This window comes from Trinickia mobilis, assembly GCF_017315705.1.
Classification (GTDB): Bacteria; Pseudomonadota; Gammaproteobacteria; order Burkholderiales; family Burkholderiaceae; genus Trinickia_A; species Trinickia_A mobilis.
The window spans coordinates 285,747-303,009 of the sequence record NZ_JAFLRF010000005.1; the positions used below are offsets into that span (position 1 = coordinate 285,747).

The following is a 17,263-nucleotide window of genomic DNA, read 5'->3' on the forward strand; positions in this document are numbered from 1 at the left end:
GGGCTTTCTGCTTTTTGCGCGCCAGTTCTTTGCGCGTGCGAGGGTCTTTCACAATCCGCTCACCACAGCACGCCTTGCTCCGCCTGCACCGGCTTCAATTCGTGCGCATCGCCCAGGCTGTCGCGCAAGTCGATTTCGATCGTGCGCGTGATCGCGGTGAGCGGCACGTCGTTCACGGTGTTCGAGAACGGGTGCTCCATATCGTTGCCGATCTGCAGCAGCGCCAGAAACAGAAAGCCGACGGCGGTCGAACCGAGCGGCGTGAAGATGCCGAGCGATTCGACGAGCCCCAGCGGCAACAGGATGCAGAACACGTGCGTGAATAGCGCAGGGTACGACGCATATTGCCGAGGAAACGGCGTGTTCCGGATGCGCTCCATGCCGCCTTGCGCGTTCAGCAGCTCGCGCATCGTGTGTTCGACGGTCGTCAGCCGGATGCTGTCGAGCGACGCTTCGCGAGCGATGATTTTCGCCGTCTCGTTGAGAATCGCGTTCGGCACGTTCGCGACCTGCTGCAGGCGCGCGATTTCATCTTCCGGCAGGCGGGCCGCGAGTTCGTCCCATGGCGTTTGGCGGCGCAGATGCAGGCGCAACGCGTGGACGTAGGCGATGTGCCGAAGAATCAAGGGCCGCTGCAACGCGGTCGCCTCGATCGGAAGCAGCGTCTGCATTTCACGTCCGAAGCTGCGCGAGTAGTTGATCATCGCGCCCCACAGCGTGCGCGCTTCCCACCAGCGCGCGTAGGCCGCGTTATTGCGAAAGGTCAGGTAGATTGCGATCGCCGAGCCGAGCAGGGGCAACGGCAAATGCGGAAACGAGATGTACCGGTTATCGATGCCTTTGATGAAATACGCGACGGTGACGAGCACGTCCCAGGCGAACAGCAAAGCCAGCGGGCGCCCGACATAGATAACGACTTGTCCGAGGCGAACGCGGCCCGGAATGATCACGGCGCGGCCTTGGGCTGCAGACGTTCGCGCGCCTCGGCAAGCGTCAGGAACTGGCTGCCCTGTTCGTCGAACACGGAGATCTTGCCGTGCCCGATGTCGTACACCCAGCCCTGCACGGCGAGCCTTCCCTCGGCAAGACGCGCCGCGACTGCGGGGTGGGTGCGCAGATGCGTCAATTGCAGGCGCACGTTTTCCTCGACCATGGCCTGCACCACGTGATCGTGTTCGATCTTGCGCGTCAGCACGACGCTGCGCGCGGCTTCGGCGTTGCGCAGCCACGCATGGACGGTCGGCATCTCGTCGGCCATCGATACGCCTGCCGCCAAGCCCTTCATCGCGCCGCAATCGGTATGGCCGCACACGACGACTTGCCGGACATCGAGCGCGAGCACCGCATACTCCACGACCGCCGATACGCCGCCGAGCATCTCGCCGTACGCAGGCACGATATTGCCGATATTGCGGCACACGAACAGCTCGCCGGGACGGGTCTGCGTGATCATTTCCGGCGACACGCGCGAATCGGCGCAGGTGATGAAGAGCGTGTGAGGGGCCTGCCCGTGCGCGAGGCTCTTGAACAGGTCTTCGTTGCCGGGGAAGACGTCGCGGCTGAACGCGTCGACGCCTGCCAGCAGGTAGAGCAAATCCGGCGTGTCGGAGCCCGCACGCGCGTCGTTGCCAGGGGAGTTGCTTGACATGGCGGGCCTCCGCCTATCAGAGGGGAATGGAGCGCCGGCGCGGCTTAAAGCAAGTTGCGGCTCGCGGCCGGCGGCAACGTGGTGCGCTCGGTGAGCACGTCGTCGATCAGGCCATATTCCTTGGCGGCGCCCGCCGACATGAAGTTGTCGCGATCGGTATCCTTCGCGATCTGCTCGACGCTTTGGCCGGTGCGCTCGGCGAGCACCTTGTTCAGGCGCTCGCGCAGGAACAGCACTTCCTTCGCCTGGATCTCGATGTCGGCGGCGGTGCCCTGGCTGCCGCCCGACGGCTGGTGAATCATGATGCGCGCGTTCGGCAGCGCGAAGCGCTTGCCCTTTTGCCCGGCGGCGAGGAGGAACGTGCCCATGCTCGCGGCGAAGCCCGTGCATAGCGTCGACACGTCGGGCTTGATGAACTGCATCGTGTCGTAGATCGCGAGGCCGTCGTACACCGAGCCGCCCGGCGAGTTGATGTAGAAGTAAATGTCCTTGTCGGGGTTCTCCGATTCGAGGAACAGCATCTGCGCGACGATCAGGCTCGCGGTCTGTTCTTCGACGGGTCCGACCAGGAACACGATGCGTTCGCGCAAGAGGCGCGAATAGATGTCGTAGGCGCGCTCGCCGCGCCCCGACTGTTCGATGACGGTCGGTACGAGCTGGTTGAATGGCTGCATGACGATCCTCGCAATCCCGCAAATCCAGTGCTCAAGATAGTCCTTTTTCGCCCCGCCTGTCTCAAACGCGATGCAAGGCCGCTTCCCAATTGATGTCGGCGCATAGCACCTGCAGGCCGCGCGCGGTCTGCGCCGCGATCGACGCCGTCACGCACAAGTGCGCCTCATTGATCGACAGATAGGGCGCGGTCAAATGCGCGAACCCTGGCGCGCGCATCGCCTCGATGAAATAGGGCCGGCGTTCCCAGCTCGCGCCTTCCGAATGCAGGAGCGGCGAGAAGCGCTTCGCGCGCCGCGACACGCGCCCCGGGGGCACGACGTTGTCGCCGATCTGCCGGCCCGACGCGTCGAGCAGGAAGCAGCGCGCGGTCTCGGGCAGTGCGAGCAGCGCCGCCGCGGCCTGCGCGACGTCGTTGCCGGCGATGATGCGCGAGCTCGCTTCTTCCAGCGCGCGGACGTAGGGCGCGAGCCGCGCGCTTTGCGCCCGCTCGCGCGCGGCTTGCGCCACGCGCAGCGCGGCCGACAGCGTGTCCATCACGCCGGCCGCCGTCTCCGGCCTGACCGGCTCGACGCTCGGCCCGGCGAAGAACGTGCCTTGCACGAAGTCGACGTCGCATTCGAGCGCGATCAGCGCGTCGCGCTCGGTCGCGAGGCCGCCCATCAGCACCAATTGCCCCGACTCGTGCAGCAGCGACACGAGGCCGGGCAGCACGCGCTCGATATGCGAGTGCTCGCTCGCTTGCGCAAGGATGCAACGGTCGAGCGTGACGATATCCGGATGCAGGTGCCAGACGCGGTCGATATTCGAATGTTTCGCGCCGAAGCCGCCGAGCGCGATAAGAAAGCCGGACTTGCGCAGCCCGTCGATGATTTCGGCGAAGCGCGTGGTTTCGCCGCCTGCCTGCTCGGGCACCTCCAGCACCACGCGCTGCGGGGACAGGCCGAGCGCTTTGAGGCCGGCGAGCAGCGCGTCGCCGTAGCTCGTGTCCATCAGCGCGGCCGGGTGCAGGCTCAGGAAGAGCCACTCGTCGTGGCTGTCGAACGCGTTGAAGTTGCCCAGATGCAGCGATTCGGCGAGCCGCCCCAGTTCCAGCAGGTCGCCGCGCCGCGCGGCCTGCGTGAACACTTCGTGCGACGGCGCGTGCACGCCTTGCTCATCGCGCGCGCGCAGCGACGCGTGGTAGCCGATCGCGCGCCGGTGCGACACCGAAAACACCGGCTGGAACACGCTGAACACGGTGTAGCCGCCATACAGGATGGTGCGCTGGGCGCCTTCGTCGCCGGCCATCGGCCGCGGCGGCTGGAAGCCGGGTGGGTCGAGATCGATCATGCTCATGTCGGTCATGGGGTGGGTTCGGCGCTGCTGAAAGGGCACAGATTCGAAGTTTATCGGATCGGAACGCAAGAAGCATGCGCGGGGCATAGGGCGTTTCGGCCACCGCAGGACACGTTTTAGCGCCTTTCCGCGCACAGCCTTAGTGCGCCGCGTGCCCCGTTGCGGGTCGAGGCGGTGCCTGCGCGCCGCGGCCGGCCGTGCCCCGAGGCAGTGTCGGCGTAGTCAAGTCCGCTCGGACGGATCCGTCTTCCTGGCCGTGCCCCGGATATCCGGCGCCAGTTGCGCGAAGATCCACGCCGACCCCGACGTGATGATCCCGACGCAGAGGAACGTCGCGTGAAACGCCGGCAGCGGGTTGGCCGTGCCCGCATGCGGGATCAGCTCGGTGAACGTCGTGAGCAGCGCGCCGGCGACGGTCACGCCGAGGCTCATCGACAGCATCTGCACCAGCGAAAACAGGCTGTTGCCGCTGCTCGCGCCGCCGGTGCCGAGGTCTTTCAGCGTGAGCGTGTTCATCGCCGTGAATTGCATCGAGTTGACGCTGCCGAAGATCGCGAGCTGCACGAGCCGCAGCCACATCGGCTGACGGAGGCTCGTCAACAGGAAGCTCGCCATCGCGAGGCCCACCAGCACCGTGTTCACGACGAGCACCTTGCGATAGCCGTGCTTCATGATGAGGTTCGTGACGAGCCGCTTCGAGAACATGCCTGCCGCCGCGACGGGCAGCATCATCAGGCCCGCTTCGAACGCGCTGTAGCCGAGGCTCACTTGCAAGAGGAGCGGGATCAGGTACGGCATCGCGCCGCTGCCGATCCGCGCGAACAGGTTGCCGAGCAGGCCCACGCTGAACGTATGGATCTTGAACAGATCGAGCGAGAAGATCGGCCGCTCGGCGCGCACCGCATGCAGGCCGTATGCGACGAAGCACGCGAGGCTCAGGATCAGCAGCACGAGCACGGTCGCGTGCTGCAGGCCGAGCTCGGCCAAGCCGTCGAGCGAGAACGTGATCGCGACCATGCCGAGCGCGAGCAGCAGGTAGCCCTTGAGATCGAAGCGGGCGGTTTCGGGATTCCTCGCGTCGGGCATGTAGATGAAGGTGGCGATGCAGCCGAGCACGCCGACCGGCACGTTGATCAGGAAGATCCAGTGCCATGAGGCGATCTTGACGAGCCAGCCGCCGAGCGTCGGGCCGATGAGCGGGCCGATCAGTCCGGGGACCGCGACGAACGCGAGCGCGGACAGATAGCGTTCGGCCGGGAAGACGCGCAGCACGGCGAGACGTCCGACCGGCAGCAGCATCGCGCCGCCGACACCCTGCATCACGCGCCAGGCGACGAGCTGCGACAGCGAATGCGCGTTCGCGCACAGGAGCGAGCCGAGCGTGAAGATCAGGATCGCGCTGAAGAAGACGCGCCGGACGCCGAGCTTGTCCGCGAGCCAGCCGGAGACGGGGATCATCACCGCCATCGTCAGCGAGTAGGCGATCACGACGGACTGCATTCTGAGCGGCGATTCGCCGAGGCTCCTCGCCATCGACGGCAGCGCCGTGTTGACGATCGTCGAGTCGAGCGTCTGCATGAAGAAGCCGGTGGCGACGAGCCACAACAGCACGTTCAGCGACTGCTTGGAATAGGTGCGGGCGGGGGCGGCGGCAGTGGTCGGCGGATTGGACATGGGCTGGGCGTCACGCCTCTTCGCTATCGCATTCGCGCGCCGGCTCCATCTCGACGGCGCGGGCGAAGAACGCGCGGGCGCGCGGATCGTTCGCGTACGCGGTATTGATGCGGATCCACGGGGACGTTTCGGAATGCGGCCGGAAATAGCTCCCCGGCACCACGGTGACACTGCATGCCGCGCCGCATTCGACGAGTTGCCGCGAATCGTCGATGTGCGGCACGCGCGCCCACGCGAACTTGCCGCCCGCCGGCTTCGCGAACAGCTCCCATCCGTACGCTTCGAGCGTTTGCACGGCGGCGCCGAGCGCGTCGTTGATGCGCCGGCGCAGGCGGTCGAGGTACTTGCGGTACGCGCCGCGCTCGAGCAGCGCGAGCGCCACGCTCTCCGCAAAGAGCGAGCCGCTGATGCACGTGAGCGCCTTGATGTCGGCGAGATCCTTGATGACTTTGGGGTTCGCCGCGATGAAGCCGATCCGCAGCGACGACGACATCGTCTTCGACAGCCCGCCGATATAGATCACCTGTTCGAGCTGGTCGAGCGTCGCGAGCCGGTCGGTCGGCTCGGCCTGGAAGTCGGCGTAGATATCGTCTTCGAGGATCGTGAAGCCGTACTCGCGCGCGAGTTGCAAGAGGCGGAACGCGACGGGCGGCGTGACCGTCGTGCCGGTCGGATTGTGAAACACGGTGTTGATGAAGAAGACACGCGGGCGGTGACGCTTCAGTTGCTCCTGCAGCACGTCGAGATCGGGGCCGTTCACCGTGCGCGGAATGCCGACCAGGTTCACGCCGTGCAGCTTCAGCAGCCCGAACAGGTTGTAGTAGCCAGGATCTTCGACAAACATCGTATCGCCGGCTTTGAGCAGGTAGCGGATCACGAGGTCGAGCGCCTGGCTCGCGCCGTTCGTGATCAGGATTTGCGACGTGGCCGTCTCGATGCCGACGAGCGCGGCGCGTGCGTTCAGGTGCTCACGCAAGGCGGGGTGGCCGAGCGGGCTCGCGTAGTCGATCATGCTCAGCGGCTCGGTGCGCGACACCTGACGGACCGCCTGCGCGAGGCCGTCCACGTCGCGCCACGCTTCGGGGATGGAACCGCCGCCGAGCTTCAGGTGCTCGCCGGGGTAGTTGAACTGCTGGAGGATGTGGATCGACTCTTCCTCGGCGCGGCGCGGGTCCGATGCGCCCTGACAGTCGTTGCCGGCAAGCGCGCGCCGCGACACGTAAAAGCCCGAGCCGTGCCGCGAGTCGACGTAGCCCAGCGAGACGAGCCGGTCGTACGCCTCGATGACGGGGAAGCGGCTCACGCCGTAGTCGGCTGCGAACTGGCGGATCGACGGCAATTTCGTGCCCGCGTGGAGGTCCCGCGAACGAATCCAGCCCTGCACGCCGGCCACGATTTGCTCGGTGAGCGGCACGCCGCTTTCGCGGTCGAGTTCGAGATCGGGTTTCATGCGGCGCCACCTCACTGTTCGATAATTCGCCTGAACAGTTTCAGTGAAACTGTTCGGAACTGTGCATGTGATTTTAGCAGCGGCGTCTCAATAATGAGGCTACGTAATTCCCCTAGGACGCCTCTTCAAGGAGCACAGCGATGCGCGAAATCCGGACTTTCGAACTCGAGTACAGCGAACCGGCTGCCGCTTGGCAGATCGACCGGCCGGCCGTGCTCACGGTGACCGACGGGGAAATCTGGCTGACGGTCGAAGGCGATTCCGAGGACTACTGGCTCAAGGCGGGCGAACCGTTCGTGTTGCCGCAAGGCGCGAGGACCTGGGTCAGCGCCGGGCGCGGCGGGGCGAAGTTTTCGCTGGCGTTTGCGAGTGCGGGCCGCGGCGTGATGGCAACGTCGGCGCCGGCGTCGCGAAGCTGGATGCCGCGCTGGCTGAACGTGGCTTGAGCACCCGTTGAGCGGGTCGATGCGGTGCGTGGTTCACGCTGCGCGGCGGCGCGTGGCGAGTCGGCCGCGGTGCAAACCGGCATCAAACGTCACGCCGTCTCCGGATGCGCGCCGATATAACGTGCGCGCGGCCGGATCAGGCAGCGCAGGTGTCGGCCGAGAAACCAAACAAATCGATATATGTTGATTATTGGGATCAAGATTGATCGCAGTGCGGGCCGATTCTAGACTCGTCTCAACGCCTCAGCCGCCGCTTCTCGTCGATCATGACTCCGCTTATCGCCCTGGAACATCTCTGGTCGGTCGCCGAATGCGACCCCGCAGCGCTCGAATCGGTTGTCATCGACGGCAACGACCCGGGGCTGCCTTCCGTCTACCGCGTCGGCACGCTCGCGGCGGCGGCGATCGGCGCGATGGCGCTCGCCGCAGCCGAGTGCTTTCGTCTGCGCACGGGGCGCCGGCAGCGCGTCGAAGTCGAGATGCGCCGTGCGCTCGCGTCGTTTCGCAGCGAACGCTATTTGCGCGTGAACGACGGTCCGGCGCCCGAATTGCGCGGTCCGCTCACCGGCTTCTACGAGACGCGCGACGGACGCTGGATTCAACTGCACACGAATTTCGAGCATCACCGCGACGGCGTGCTCAAGGTGCTCGGCTGTGCGAACGACCGCGCGGCGGTCGTCGAGGCGATTCGCGGCTGGAACGGCGCGGCGCTCGATCAGACGCTCGCCGACGCGGGCCTGTGCGCCGCGCTGATCCGCACGCCGCGCGAATGGACCGCGCTCGAGCAGGCAGCCGCGATTGCCGACTTGCCGCTCTTTCAGATCGAGCGAATCGGCGATGCGCCGCCCGAGCCCGTGGGCAGCGGCGTCGAGCGGCCGCTTGCAGGCACGCGCGTGCTGGACCTCTCGCGCATCATCGCGGGGCCGGTGGCGGGGCGCGCGCTCGCGCAGCACGGCGCCGAGGTGCTGCTCGTGAGCGGCCCCCATCTGCCGAACATCCCGCCGCTCGTCATCGACAACGGACGCGGCAAGCGTTCGGCTGTCGTCGATCTGCGCCACGCCGACGGTTGCGCGGCGCTCGCCTCGTTGACCGCCGAGGCCGACGTGTTTCTCCAGGCGTACCGTCCGGGGGCGCTCGCGGCGCGCGGCTTCTCGCCGGAAGACGCAGCTCGCATGCGGCCGGGCATCGTCTACGTATCGATCTGCGCATACGGTCACACGGGGCCTTGGGCGAACCGGCGCGGCTTCGACAGCCTCGTACAGTCGGCAAGCGGGATCGCCTGGAACGAGACGCAGGCGGCGCAAGCGGCGAGCCCGCAGCATCTGCCGTGTCAGGCGCTCGACCACGGCACCGGCTATCTCGCCGCGTTCGGCGCGATGGTTGCGCTCGCGCGGCGCGCGACCGAAGGCGGCAGCTGGCACGTGCGGCTGTCGCTCGCGCAAACCGGGCGGTGGCTGCAATCGCTTGGGCAGATCGAAGGCGGCCGGCGTGCGCCGGACGTCACGCTCGACGACCTGCGCGATTGCCTGGAGACCGTCGAATCGCCGTTCGGCAAGGTGCTCGGGACGTCGCCCGCCGAGTTGCTCTCGGAAACGCAGCCGTTCTTCGGGCGCCCGCCGGTGCCGATCGGCACCGACGAGGCTCGCTGGATCGCCTAGGCTCGTGCGATTCATCGGGTTTGACGGAGGCCCTGGCGGCGGAGGGCGGCGAGACTCTGGCGGCTGGCGGGGGAGGTGTCGGACATGCTGACCTCGCGCGCGCGGCGTATCATTTTTTTATAAGAACAGCGGGACCGGCGCAATCGTTGCAGCGGCAGGTGATGCGGCCGTTTCCGCTTTTTCGCGTTCGTGGCGTTTGAGGGTTTTCCGTCCTCAACTTTTGCCCGGCGCGGTCGTTAAACCTGCGTAGCTGTCCAATCCGGATTCGTCAGGAGCTACGCATGAAAATCCATCCTTTGGCTGCCGCCGTGTGCTCGTTTGCCATCGGCGTGTTGCCCGCGCTCGCGGCGGGGCAGGCGACTTCGTCCGATCCGGACCTGACTGCCGTCTTCGGCTCGGTCAAGCTGACTTCGACGCAGACGGTCGGCGGATTGGCCATCGTCTCGTCTTCCTCCTCCGCCAAGGGCGCTTCGTTCGACGCCTCGATCGGCGCCAACGCGCTGAAGAACGTGAGCGGCAACGCCGGCGTCAATGTCGCGGCCGGCGCGCTCAACGTGCAAGCCAATCAGATCGCGCTCATCGACACCCCCGCCGCCGATATCTCGTCGACCCAGACGGTGGCGGCCGCCGCGCGTCTCTCCGGCAGCGGCAGGGGCAGTGCGTCGCTCGGGTCGGGCGCGCTCTCGGGCGTGTCGGGCAACGTGGGCGTGAATCTCGCCGCTGGCGTGGGTAACGCGCAATACAACGGCTTTATCGTTCACTGAGATGAAACGACCCCCACGCGCACTGACATGTTCGAACACTTCTGGTCGTTTGCTGCTTGGTTGACCGCTTGCATCGTCTATGGTGCGCCGTGCATCGCCCTTGTCGTCAGACAGCGCGCGGCGGCGCGGGTGCGCCGCCGTCATCGCGCCTACTTGCGCAGCTCCGCGACGAAGTCGTAGTAGTCGTTGCGGCAGTAAGTGTCGGTGAGTTCGATCGCGCGCTGCTCGGCGGTGTAGCCTACGCGCGTGATCAGCAAGAGCGCGTCGTGCGGCGCGATGCCCATCTGATGCGCGATCTCTTCGCTCGCGTTCACCGCGCGAAAGTGCTGCAACGCCCGCACGATCGCGAGACCGCGCTGTTCGAGGTACGTGTACAGCGAATCGCCGATCGCCTGCGGATCGGGCACCACCGACGAAGGCAGCGTCGAATTCTCGACCGCCATCACGATGCCGTTGGCGAGGCGCAGACGTTTCAAACGCGTGACCGCCGCGGCCGGCGACAGCCCCAGTTGAATCACTTCCTCTCGATTGGCCGGCTGAATCTCGCGCGAGATCCACTGCGAGCTCGGCGTGAAGCCGCGCCGCCGCAGCATTTCGCTGAAGCTCGACAGCCGCGACAGCGGATCGTCGTAGCGCGGCGTGATGAAGCTGCCCGCGCCTTGCGTGCGGCGGATGAGCCCTTGTTCCACCAAGAGCGCGATCGCCTTGCGCGCCGTGATGCGCGACACGCCAAGCGCCTCCGACAGCACGCGTTCGGACGGCAGCGCCTCGCCTGCGTTCCAGCGGTTTTCGTGGATCGCGTTGCCGAGCTTGCGGGCGAGTTGCAGATAAAGCGGTGTGTCGTTGTCCGGGTCCGGGCGCAGATCGCGCCAGCGGTTTTCCGTGGTTGAGCTCATGAAGTGAACGCGACGAAGGCCAAGCGGCAATTTTATGTCATTGGCGCGCTGCGTTATAGCGGGGTTTTGCCGTTCGTTACGATTGTTGGTTCGGCAAGGGGCTACACTCGGTCCAATCCATCGCGCGAATCTTGCGCGCTTTGTTCGCGCGTGCACACCGCAAAGCACAAAGGAAATGTATGAACCACCCCCACGCTCACCTACGTTCGCTGCCCCCTACCCCAATGCCCCAATCCCCCAAGGGGACTTCCTGCGAGGCGGGGGACTTCCTGCGGGGCGGGGGTCAGGAGGCATCATGACCGCCAACCCAGCCTACGTCGGCTTGCCGGACGGCGAGCGCATCGCGAAGCTCGGACAGGGCACCTGGGAAATGGGCGAGCGCGCTTCGCGCCGCGCATCGGAGATCGCCGCGTTGCGCGCGGGCATCGAGCTCGGCATGACCGTGATCGACACCGCCGAGATGCACGGCGACGGCGCGACGGAGACGCTCGTCGGCGAAGCGCTCGCAGGCCTGCGCGAGCAAGTGTTCCTCGTGAGCAAGGTCTATCCGCACAATGCGAGCCGGCGCGGCGTGGTCGCGGCGTGCGAGGCGAGCCTCAAGCGCCTGAAGACCGACCGGCTCGATTTATACCTGCTGCACTGGCGCGGCGGCGTGCCGCTCGCGGAGACGATCGAAGGCTTCGAGGCGTTGCGCAGCGCGGGCAAGATCCGCCATTGGGGCGTGAGCAATTTCGACACCGACGATATGGAAGAACTCGTCTCGGCGCGCGGCGGGCAAGCATGCGTGACGAACCAGATCCTCTATAACGTCGCGCGGCGCGGACCGGAGTTCGATCTGCTGCCCTGGCTCGAAGCGCGCAAGATGCCGGCGATGGCCTATAGCCCGGTCGATCATGCGCGCCTGCCGAAACGCACGCCGCTCGACGAGATCGCGCATGCGCGCGGCGTGTCGGTGGTTCATGTTGCGCTTGCGTGGGTGCTGAGCCAGCCGAACGTGTTTGCGATTCCGAAGGCGGGCAGCGTCGAGCATGTGCGCGAGAATCGCCGCGCGCTCGATCTGCGGTTCACCGAAGACGAACTCACGGCGATCGACGCGTGTTTCAAGCCGCCGCGCGGCAAGCGTCCGCTCGAAATGCTGTGAACGGCGCGAGGGCGCGTGGTGTCACGCGCGCCCTCGCGTTATGAAACGCGCGTCAATCGCACGCGTGATGCATGTGGACTGAGCCGAGCACGGCGACTTCGGCGGGCGTGCGCTTGAGCGCCTCGTCGTCGACTTGGTGGGTATCGGCGACGAACTCGTCGACGATCGTCGCGACCGGCGTGCCGGAGAGGCACAGCGCGACGCGCTGCACGGCTTCGTTGGGCACGGTGGCGCGCTGGCCGAGAAACAGCACGCCGTACTGATAGCCGTGGATGATCCCGCGCACGGCGCCCACGCATTGGCCTTGGGCGACGTTGTCGGTTTTTTGCTGGCAAAGCTGGGAAAGCGAGTAGGCGGAGAACGACGGATCGGTGTGGGGAGGCTCGGCGTTGGCAACGGTTTGCTGCGCATGCGCTTGTGAAGCCAGCGCGAGCGCCGCGGCGGCGAGCAGGGCGCTCGCGGCGCCTGCTGCCTGGGCGGAGAGGTTTCGCTTCATCTTGATCTCCTCTGCTCGAATGTCGAATTCGATAGAGGACTGCGCGCCGGTTTGGTTCCTGCGCGCGGGTTCGCTAGCGCACGGATGCCGGCGCGCGATGCCGGAGCCGCTCGCGAAACTCCGGCTCCGCGCCCCGGGCGGTGACGTTCGACCGGGGGATCGATACGTCACCGCCACATGACGCTCGGAAGAGCATGGCCACTCGCGCTTGCGCTCCCGACACCACCTCTACCGCCCGAACCTGTCCCGCTGCTCGATGTCCCCGCCGGATCGCCTCGGCCCAAACCGCTCGAACCGACCGCGCCGTTCGCGGCCCGACCGCCGTCTCCGCTCGCGTGCTTATTGCAAGCGCCGCGATTCGGATCGTCCCGGCAGGGCCTGACAAGGAAGACCCAGGTCACGTCGTCGGCGCTTGTTGCCGCCACCGTTAGGCGCTGCACGTCGGGCGCCGGCGCCGCAGCGGCCGGTTCCGAGGCGGCCTCCGCGTCGACGAGCCACCTCGGGATCACCTCGCCGGAGGAAGCCGCGTGCGCGCAGTTCGCCATTTGCATGACCGTGATGCCGGCGCACAGCACTGTCGCGCCACGCGCGATTACATAGCAATACTGAATAAATGATCTGATTTTCATGATGCTATTACCGAGGAAACGGCCAGTCGCCTGTTTTTGTCGTACCGTTTGCCCATTCACGCGCACGGCTCGCGCAAGCGCTAACCTGGCCGTCCCTCGGACCGGTGGTGCAAGGCTGGCACACGCTTCCGGTTCGTAGTGCAAACGGCGAAAGCGGCGCCCGCGCGGCCGGTGTGTTGTTGACTGCCCGTCGATCGAACGGCTATGCGTCTGCGCGATCGGCGGCCCGGCCGTATGCGCCGTTTATAGCGATTAGCGTGCCACTGGCCTGAAACCCCCGCCGCCTATAAGGCGGGCGCGGCGTGCTTTGCGCAGCATCGAGCGAAATCCGTGAAAACGTTTCGAGCGTGAAACGGACGGGAGAATTTGCGCAGGCCCGCGTTACATCGGCGATCGCACGGCGCAATGCCTGCCAGTCGATGCGGGCCGCGAGGATTGTGCGAGGAGGTCGCGCTATGCGCGCTGCGGTTTGCGCTGCAGCTGCCGCAATTCGTCGACAGGAATATGGCAGCGAATGCGATGCTCGCCGCCAGCCTCGACGAAAGGCGGGTCCTGCTGTTCGCAGATTGCGCCGAGCTTGCGCGGGCAGCGCGTCTGGAACATGCAGCCAGAGGGCGGCGCTGCCGGGCTCGGCAAGTCGCCGGAAAGACGGATGCGCGCGAGCTCGGCGCCGTTGCCGTCGAGCGTCGGCACCGAAGAGAGCAGCGCTTCGGTGTACGGATGGTGCGGGCCGTCGAACACCGCGCCGGCCGGACCGATTTCCATCAGCCGGCCGACGTACAGCACCGCGATCCGGTCTGACACATAGCGCACGACGTGCAGGTCGTGCGAAATGAACACGTAGCTCACGCCGCGCTCGCGCTGCAAGTCGGCGAGCAGATTCAGGATCGCCGCTTGCACCGAGACGTCGAGCGCGGAGGTCGGTTCGTCGCACACCACGACGCGCGGGTCGCCGGCGAAGGCGCGCGCAATCGCGACGCGCTGCTTGAGGCCGCCCGACAACTGCCGCGTGCGCACGCCGAGATAGCGTTCGGGCAGGCGCACCGCGGCGGTCAGCGCGGCAAGCCGCGCATCGTGCGCAGGGCCGCGCAGCGCGCCGAGCTTCGACAGCGCGCGCCCGATCAGCCGCTTCACCGAATGCGCGCGATTGAGCGCCGAATCCGGGTTCTGAAACACGATTTGCAGCGATTTGACCTGGTCGTCGTTGCGTCCTGTTACGCGCGGCGGCAAGGGCGTGCCGTCCAGTTCGAGCACGCCGCCTTCGTCGGGAGCGAGGAGGCCGAGCAGCAGTTTCGCGAGCGTGGTCTTGCCGCTGCCCGATTCGCCGACGAGGCCGAGCGTTTCGCCGGCGGCGAGTTCGAGCGAGACGTCGTCGACGGCGCGCAACGGGCCGCCCGATACGTGGAAGGTCTTCGACAGATGCGCCGCGCGCAATGCGAGCGGGCTGCCGTTCATCTTGGCCGCGGCAATCGCGGGGCTTGCGCCGTTGGCGGCAGCGCCGCTCGCTATGCGCGGCAATTCGATCGCGCGCTCGTGGTAATGGCAGCGCGACATCTGATCGCCGTGCGCGGCGTTCACGCGATAGGGCGGCGGCGCTTCGCGCCGGCAGCGTTCGTCGGCGAGCCGGCAGCGTTCCGCGTACACGCAACCCTGCGTCACGGACCCCGGCAGCGGCAGGCTGCCCGCGATGGTGTCGAGCCGGTCGATGTCCTTGCTGCGTCCCGGGCTCGGCAGGCAGCGCAACAGGCCGACCGTGTACGGATGCCGCGGCTGCGCGAACACGTCCTGCGTCGCGCCTTCTTCGACGAGCTTACCCGCGTACAGCACGCCGACGCGGTCGCACATGCGCCCGATCACGGCAAGGTTGTGACTGATGAAGAGCACGGCGGTGCCGAGTTCGCGGCGCAATTGCGCGACGAGATCGAGCACTTCCGCTTCGACCGTGGCGTCGAGTCCGGTGGTCGGCTCGTCGAGAATCAGAAGCTCGGGATTCGACGCGAGCGCCATCGCAATCACGACGCGCTGCTGCATGCCGCCCGACAACTGATGAGGATAACTATCCATCACCCGCTCCGGCGCCGCGATGCGCACGCGCCGCAGCATCTCGAGCGTGCGCGCGAGCGCATCGGCGCGCGTCGCACCTGCCGCTTCGAACGCTTCGGTGACTTGCCGCGCGATCGTCAGCGACGGATTGAGCGCGCGCGACGGGTCCTGGTAGACCATCGAAATCGCGTTTGCGCGCAGGCGCCGCAGTGCATCGGCGTCGAGCGTGGCGATGTCTTGCCCGGCGATCGAAATGCGCCCGGCTTTGACCTTGCCGTTTCGCGGCAGATAGCGGAGCGTCGCCATCGCGACCGTCGACTTGCCGCAGCCCGATTCGCCTACGAGCCCGTACGCCTCGCCGCGCCGCACGCGGAACGACACGTCCTGCAGCACTTCGCGATCGCGTCCGCGCATCCGGTACGTGACGGTGAGGCCGACGACGGTCAACGCGTCGGTCTTATCGCTCTTCGAAACGTCGAATGCCGGAAAGGAGGAGGGCGGCGGACCGTTCATCGGTCGAGCACTCCCTGGACGCTGTCGGCGATCAGGTTCACGCCCACCACGAGCGTGGCGATCGCGAGCGCGTCGAACACGACGGTCCACCACGCGCCGCCCGCCATCAGCGTGTACGACTCGGAGAGCGCGAGCCCCCAGTCGGCCGAGGGCGGCTGGATGCCGAAGCCGAGGAACGAGAGCGTCGCGACCGCGAAGATCGCGTAGCCGAGCCGCACGTTCGCCTCGACGGCGATCGGCGGCAGCACGTTCGGCAGGATCTCCGCGAACATGATGTAGACCGCGCTTTCGCCGCGCAATTGCGCGGCGGCCACGTAGTCGAGATGGCGCTCGGCGAGCACGGCGGCGCGCACGGTGCGCGCGGTGATCGGCGTGAACGTGATGCCGATCACGAGGATCACGGTCGCGTTCGAAGCGCCGACGGCCGCGAGCGCGAGCAGCGCGACGATGACGAGCGGCAGCGCGAGCAGCGCATCGATCGCGCGGCCGACGACGTTGTCGACCCAGCCGCCGAAATAACCGACGAAGAGGCCAAGCGCGGTGCCCGCGAACGTGCCTAGCAGCGTGGCGAGCGGCGCGATCGTGAGGATGTCGCGCGCGCCGACGATCACGCGCGAAAAGATATCGCGCCCGAGCTGATCGGTGCCGAACCAGTGCACGTGATCGGGCGGCGTGAGCGAATTGAGCGGATCGGACGCATACGGATCGAGCGGCACGGCGAGCGGACCGAAGAGCGCGCACAGCACCCAGAACGCGACGATCAGCACGCCGACGACGAAGGTCGGCGAGCGCAGCAGCACGCGCAGCGCTTCGAGGTACGCATGCTTCGGGCGAGCGGCGATATCGACGGCAGTGCTCATTCGGAGCCTCTCACGCGCAGCCGCGGATTGAGCGCGACGGAAAGCGCGTCGGCGGCGAGATTGGCGACCGTATAGACGACGCCGATCGTCAGCACACCGGCTTCGAGCATCGGAAAGTCCTTCGATTTCGCGGCGTTGTAGATCAAGGAGCCGATGCCCTGGTAGTGAAACAGCGTCTCGACGACGACGAGCCCGCCGATCATGTAGCCGAGCTGCGTGGCGGCGACGGTGATGGTCGGCAAAAGTGCGTTGCGCAGCACGTGCCGCATGATCACGACGCGCTGCGGCAGGCCTTTCAGGATCGCGGTGCGCGTGTAGTCGGCGTCGAGCGCTTCGACGGTGCCCGCGCGCGCCATGCGCGCGATATAGCCGAAGAACACGAACACGAGCGGCAGCACGGGCAGGATCAAGTGCCTTAACTGTTCGAAGACGCCCGCATTGGCCGGATAGTCCGCTTCGATCGGCAGCCAGTCGAGCCAGATGCCGAATACGAGAATCAGCACGATCGACGAGACGAATTCGGGCACCACGGTGGCGGACAGCCCGGTGATGCTGATCGCGCGGTCGAGGAAGCGCCCGGCGTGCATTGCGGCCCACACGCCGCCCGCGATGCCGAGCGGCACGACGACGATGAACGCGAGCGCGCCGAGCTTCGCCGAGTTGCCGACCGCGCTCGCAATGAACGGCGCGACGGGCGCGCGAAACGCGTACGACATGCCCATGTCGCCCTGCAGGAAGTGCGTGATCCACTCGACGTACTGCACCAGGAGCGGCCGGTCGGTGCCGAGTTGGTGGTCGAGCGCGGCGACCGCGCGCGCATCGGCGAGCGGCCCGAGAATCGCACGGCCGACATCGCCGGGCAGAAGCTGTCCGCCGGCGAACACGATCACCGACAGCAGCCACAGCGTGACGAGCGACAACGCGAGCCGCGTCGCGAGAAAGCGTGCGACGCGAGCCGCATTGCCGCTTGCGGCCCGCCGTTGGGGAGAAGAGGCCGTGGTCGACATCGCTCTTTCGTGAATGGCTCGCGCCTCG

Annotated in this window: 16 protein-coding genes; 4 read left to right on the forward strand and 12 right to left on the reverse strand. The window is 66.8% G+C overall.

The annotated features are described in order from the left end of the window. Positions 1-59 precede the first annotated feature (59 nt). From J3489_RS09810 to J3489_RS09835, 6 genes are all read right to left on the reverse strand, one after another. Positions 60-950 (reverse strand): bestrophin family protein, encoded by an 891-nt coding sequence (locus J3489_RS09810; protein ID WP_206997521.1) that lies wholly within the window; start codon positions 948-950, stop codon positions 60-62. Further along, positions 947-1,648, reverse strand: a complete 702-nt coding sequence (locus J3489_RS09815) for a carbonic anhydrase (protein ID WP_206997522.1) — start codon at positions 1,646-1,648, stop codon at positions 947-949. Before J3489_RS09815 ends, J3489_RS09810 begins: the two co-directional genes overlap by 4 nt. Before the next feature lie 44 nt (positions 1,649-1,692). Further along, positions 1,693-2,322, reverse strand: a complete 630-nt coding sequence (clpP, locus tag J3489_RS09820) for an ATP-dependent Clp endopeptidase proteolytic subunit ClpP (RefSeq protein ID WP_206997523.1) — start codon at positions 2,320-2,322, stop codon at positions 1,693-1,695. A 61-nt stretch (positions 2,323-2,383) separates the two neighbouring features. Beyond that, entirely contained in the window at positions 2,384-3,658 is a 1,275-nt protein-coding gene (locus tag J3489_RS09825; RefSeq protein WP_206997593.1) for an EAL domain-containing protein, read from the reverse strand. Between the two features lie 222 nt (positions 3,659-3,880). After that, positions 3,881-5,332 carry a multidrug transporter subunit MdtD gene (gene mdtD, locus J3489_RS09830; protein ID WP_206997524.1) on the reverse strand — a complete coding sequence of 484 codons (1,452 nt, stop codon included), beginning with the start codon at positions 5,330-5,332 and terminating at the stop codon, positions 3,881-3,883. Positions 5,333-5,342: 10 nt separating this feature from the next. Continuing rightward, positions 5,343-6,782, reverse strand: a complete 1,440-nt coding sequence (locus J3489_RS09835; RefSeq protein WP_206997525.1) for an aminotransferase-like domain-containing protein — start codon at positions 6,780-6,782, stop codon at positions 5,343-5,345. Positions 6,783-6,922: 140 nt separating this feature from the next. On the opposite strand from J3489_RS09835, the gene J3489_RS09840 reads away from it, so the two are divergent. The 3 genes from J3489_RS09840 to J3489_RS09850 all read left to right on the forward strand — a co-directional run bounded on the left by J3489_RS09840 (position 6,923) and on the right by J3489_RS09850 (position 9,650). Then, positions 6,923-7,228 carry a DUF2917 domain-containing protein gene (locus tag J3489_RS09840; RefSeq protein WP_206997526.1) on the forward strand — a complete coding sequence of 102 codons (306 nt, stop codon included), beginning with the start codon at positions 6,923-6,925 and terminating at the stop codon, positions 7,226-7,228. A 266-nt stretch (positions 7,229-7,494) separates the two neighbouring features. Beyond that, entirely contained in the window at positions 7,495-8,886 is a 1,392-nt protein-coding gene (locus tag J3489_RS09845) for a CoA transferase (RefSeq protein WP_206997527.1), read from the forward strand. 281 nt (positions 8,887-9,167) lie between these two features. After that, on the forward strand, positions 9,168-9,650 hold the full coding sequence (locus J3489_RS09850; protein WP_206997528.1) for a FapB/FapC family functional amyloid domain-containing protein: 483 nt from the start codon (positions 9,168-9,170) through the stop codon (positions 9,648-9,650). A 149-nt stretch (positions 9,651-9,799) separates the two neighbouring features. On the opposite strand, the gene J3489_RS09855 is transcribed toward J3489_RS09850, so the two are convergent. Then, positions 9,800-10,546 (reverse strand): GntR family transcriptional regulator, encoded by a 747-nt coding sequence (locus J3489_RS09855; RefSeq protein ID WP_206997529.1) that lies wholly within the window; start codon positions 10,544-10,546, stop codon positions 9,800-9,802. A gap of 295 nt (positions 10,547-10,841) precedes the next feature. Here J3489_RS09855 and J3489_RS09860 point away from each other — a divergent pair, with 295 nt between their 5' ends. Continuing rightward, positions 10,842-11,687: an aldo/keto reductase gene (locus J3489_RS09860; RefSeq protein ID WP_206997530.1), complete on the forward strand. Its 846-nt coding sequence runs from the start codon at positions 10,842-10,844 to the stop codon at positions 11,685-11,687. 52 nt (positions 11,688-11,739) lie between these two features. Here J3489_RS09860 and J3489_RS09865 read toward each other — a convergent pair whose 3' ends face one another. The 5 genes from J3489_RS09865 to J3489_RS09885 form a co-directional block, all read right to left on the reverse strand. Next, entirely contained in the window at positions 11,740-12,183 is a 444-nt protein-coding gene (locus J3489_RS09865; protein ID WP_206997531.1) for a hypothetical protein, read from the reverse strand. A 167-nt stretch (positions 12,184-12,350) separates the two neighbouring features. Continuing rightward, positions 12,351-12,812: a hypothetical protein gene (locus J3489_RS09870; RefSeq protein WP_206997532.1), complete on the reverse strand. Its 462-nt coding sequence runs from the start codon at positions 12,810-12,812 to the stop codon at positions 12,351-12,353. Positions 12,813-13,265: 453 nt separating this feature from the next. Next, positions 13,266-15,368 (reverse strand): dipeptide ABC transporter ATP-binding protein, encoded by a 2,103-nt coding sequence (locus J3489_RS09875; protein ID WP_206997533.1) that lies wholly within the window; start codon positions 15,366-15,368, stop codon positions 13,266-13,268. Further along, the gene (locus tag J3489_RS09880; RefSeq protein WP_206997534.1) at positions 15,365-16,228 is read right to left on the reverse strand and encodes an ABC transporter permease; all 864 of its coding nucleotides are present in this window, start codon (positions 16,226-16,228) and stop codon (positions 15,365-15,367) included. Before J3489_RS09880 ends, J3489_RS09875 begins: the two co-directional genes overlap by 4 nt. Beyond that, positions 16,225-17,235: an ABC transporter permease gene (locus J3489_RS09885; protein WP_206997535.1), complete on the reverse strand. Its 1,011-nt coding sequence runs from the start codon at positions 17,233-17,235 to the stop codon at positions 16,225-16,227. Before J3489_RS09885 ends, J3489_RS09880 begins: the two co-directional genes overlap by 4 nt. Positions 17,236-17,263: the final 28 nt, after the last annotated feature.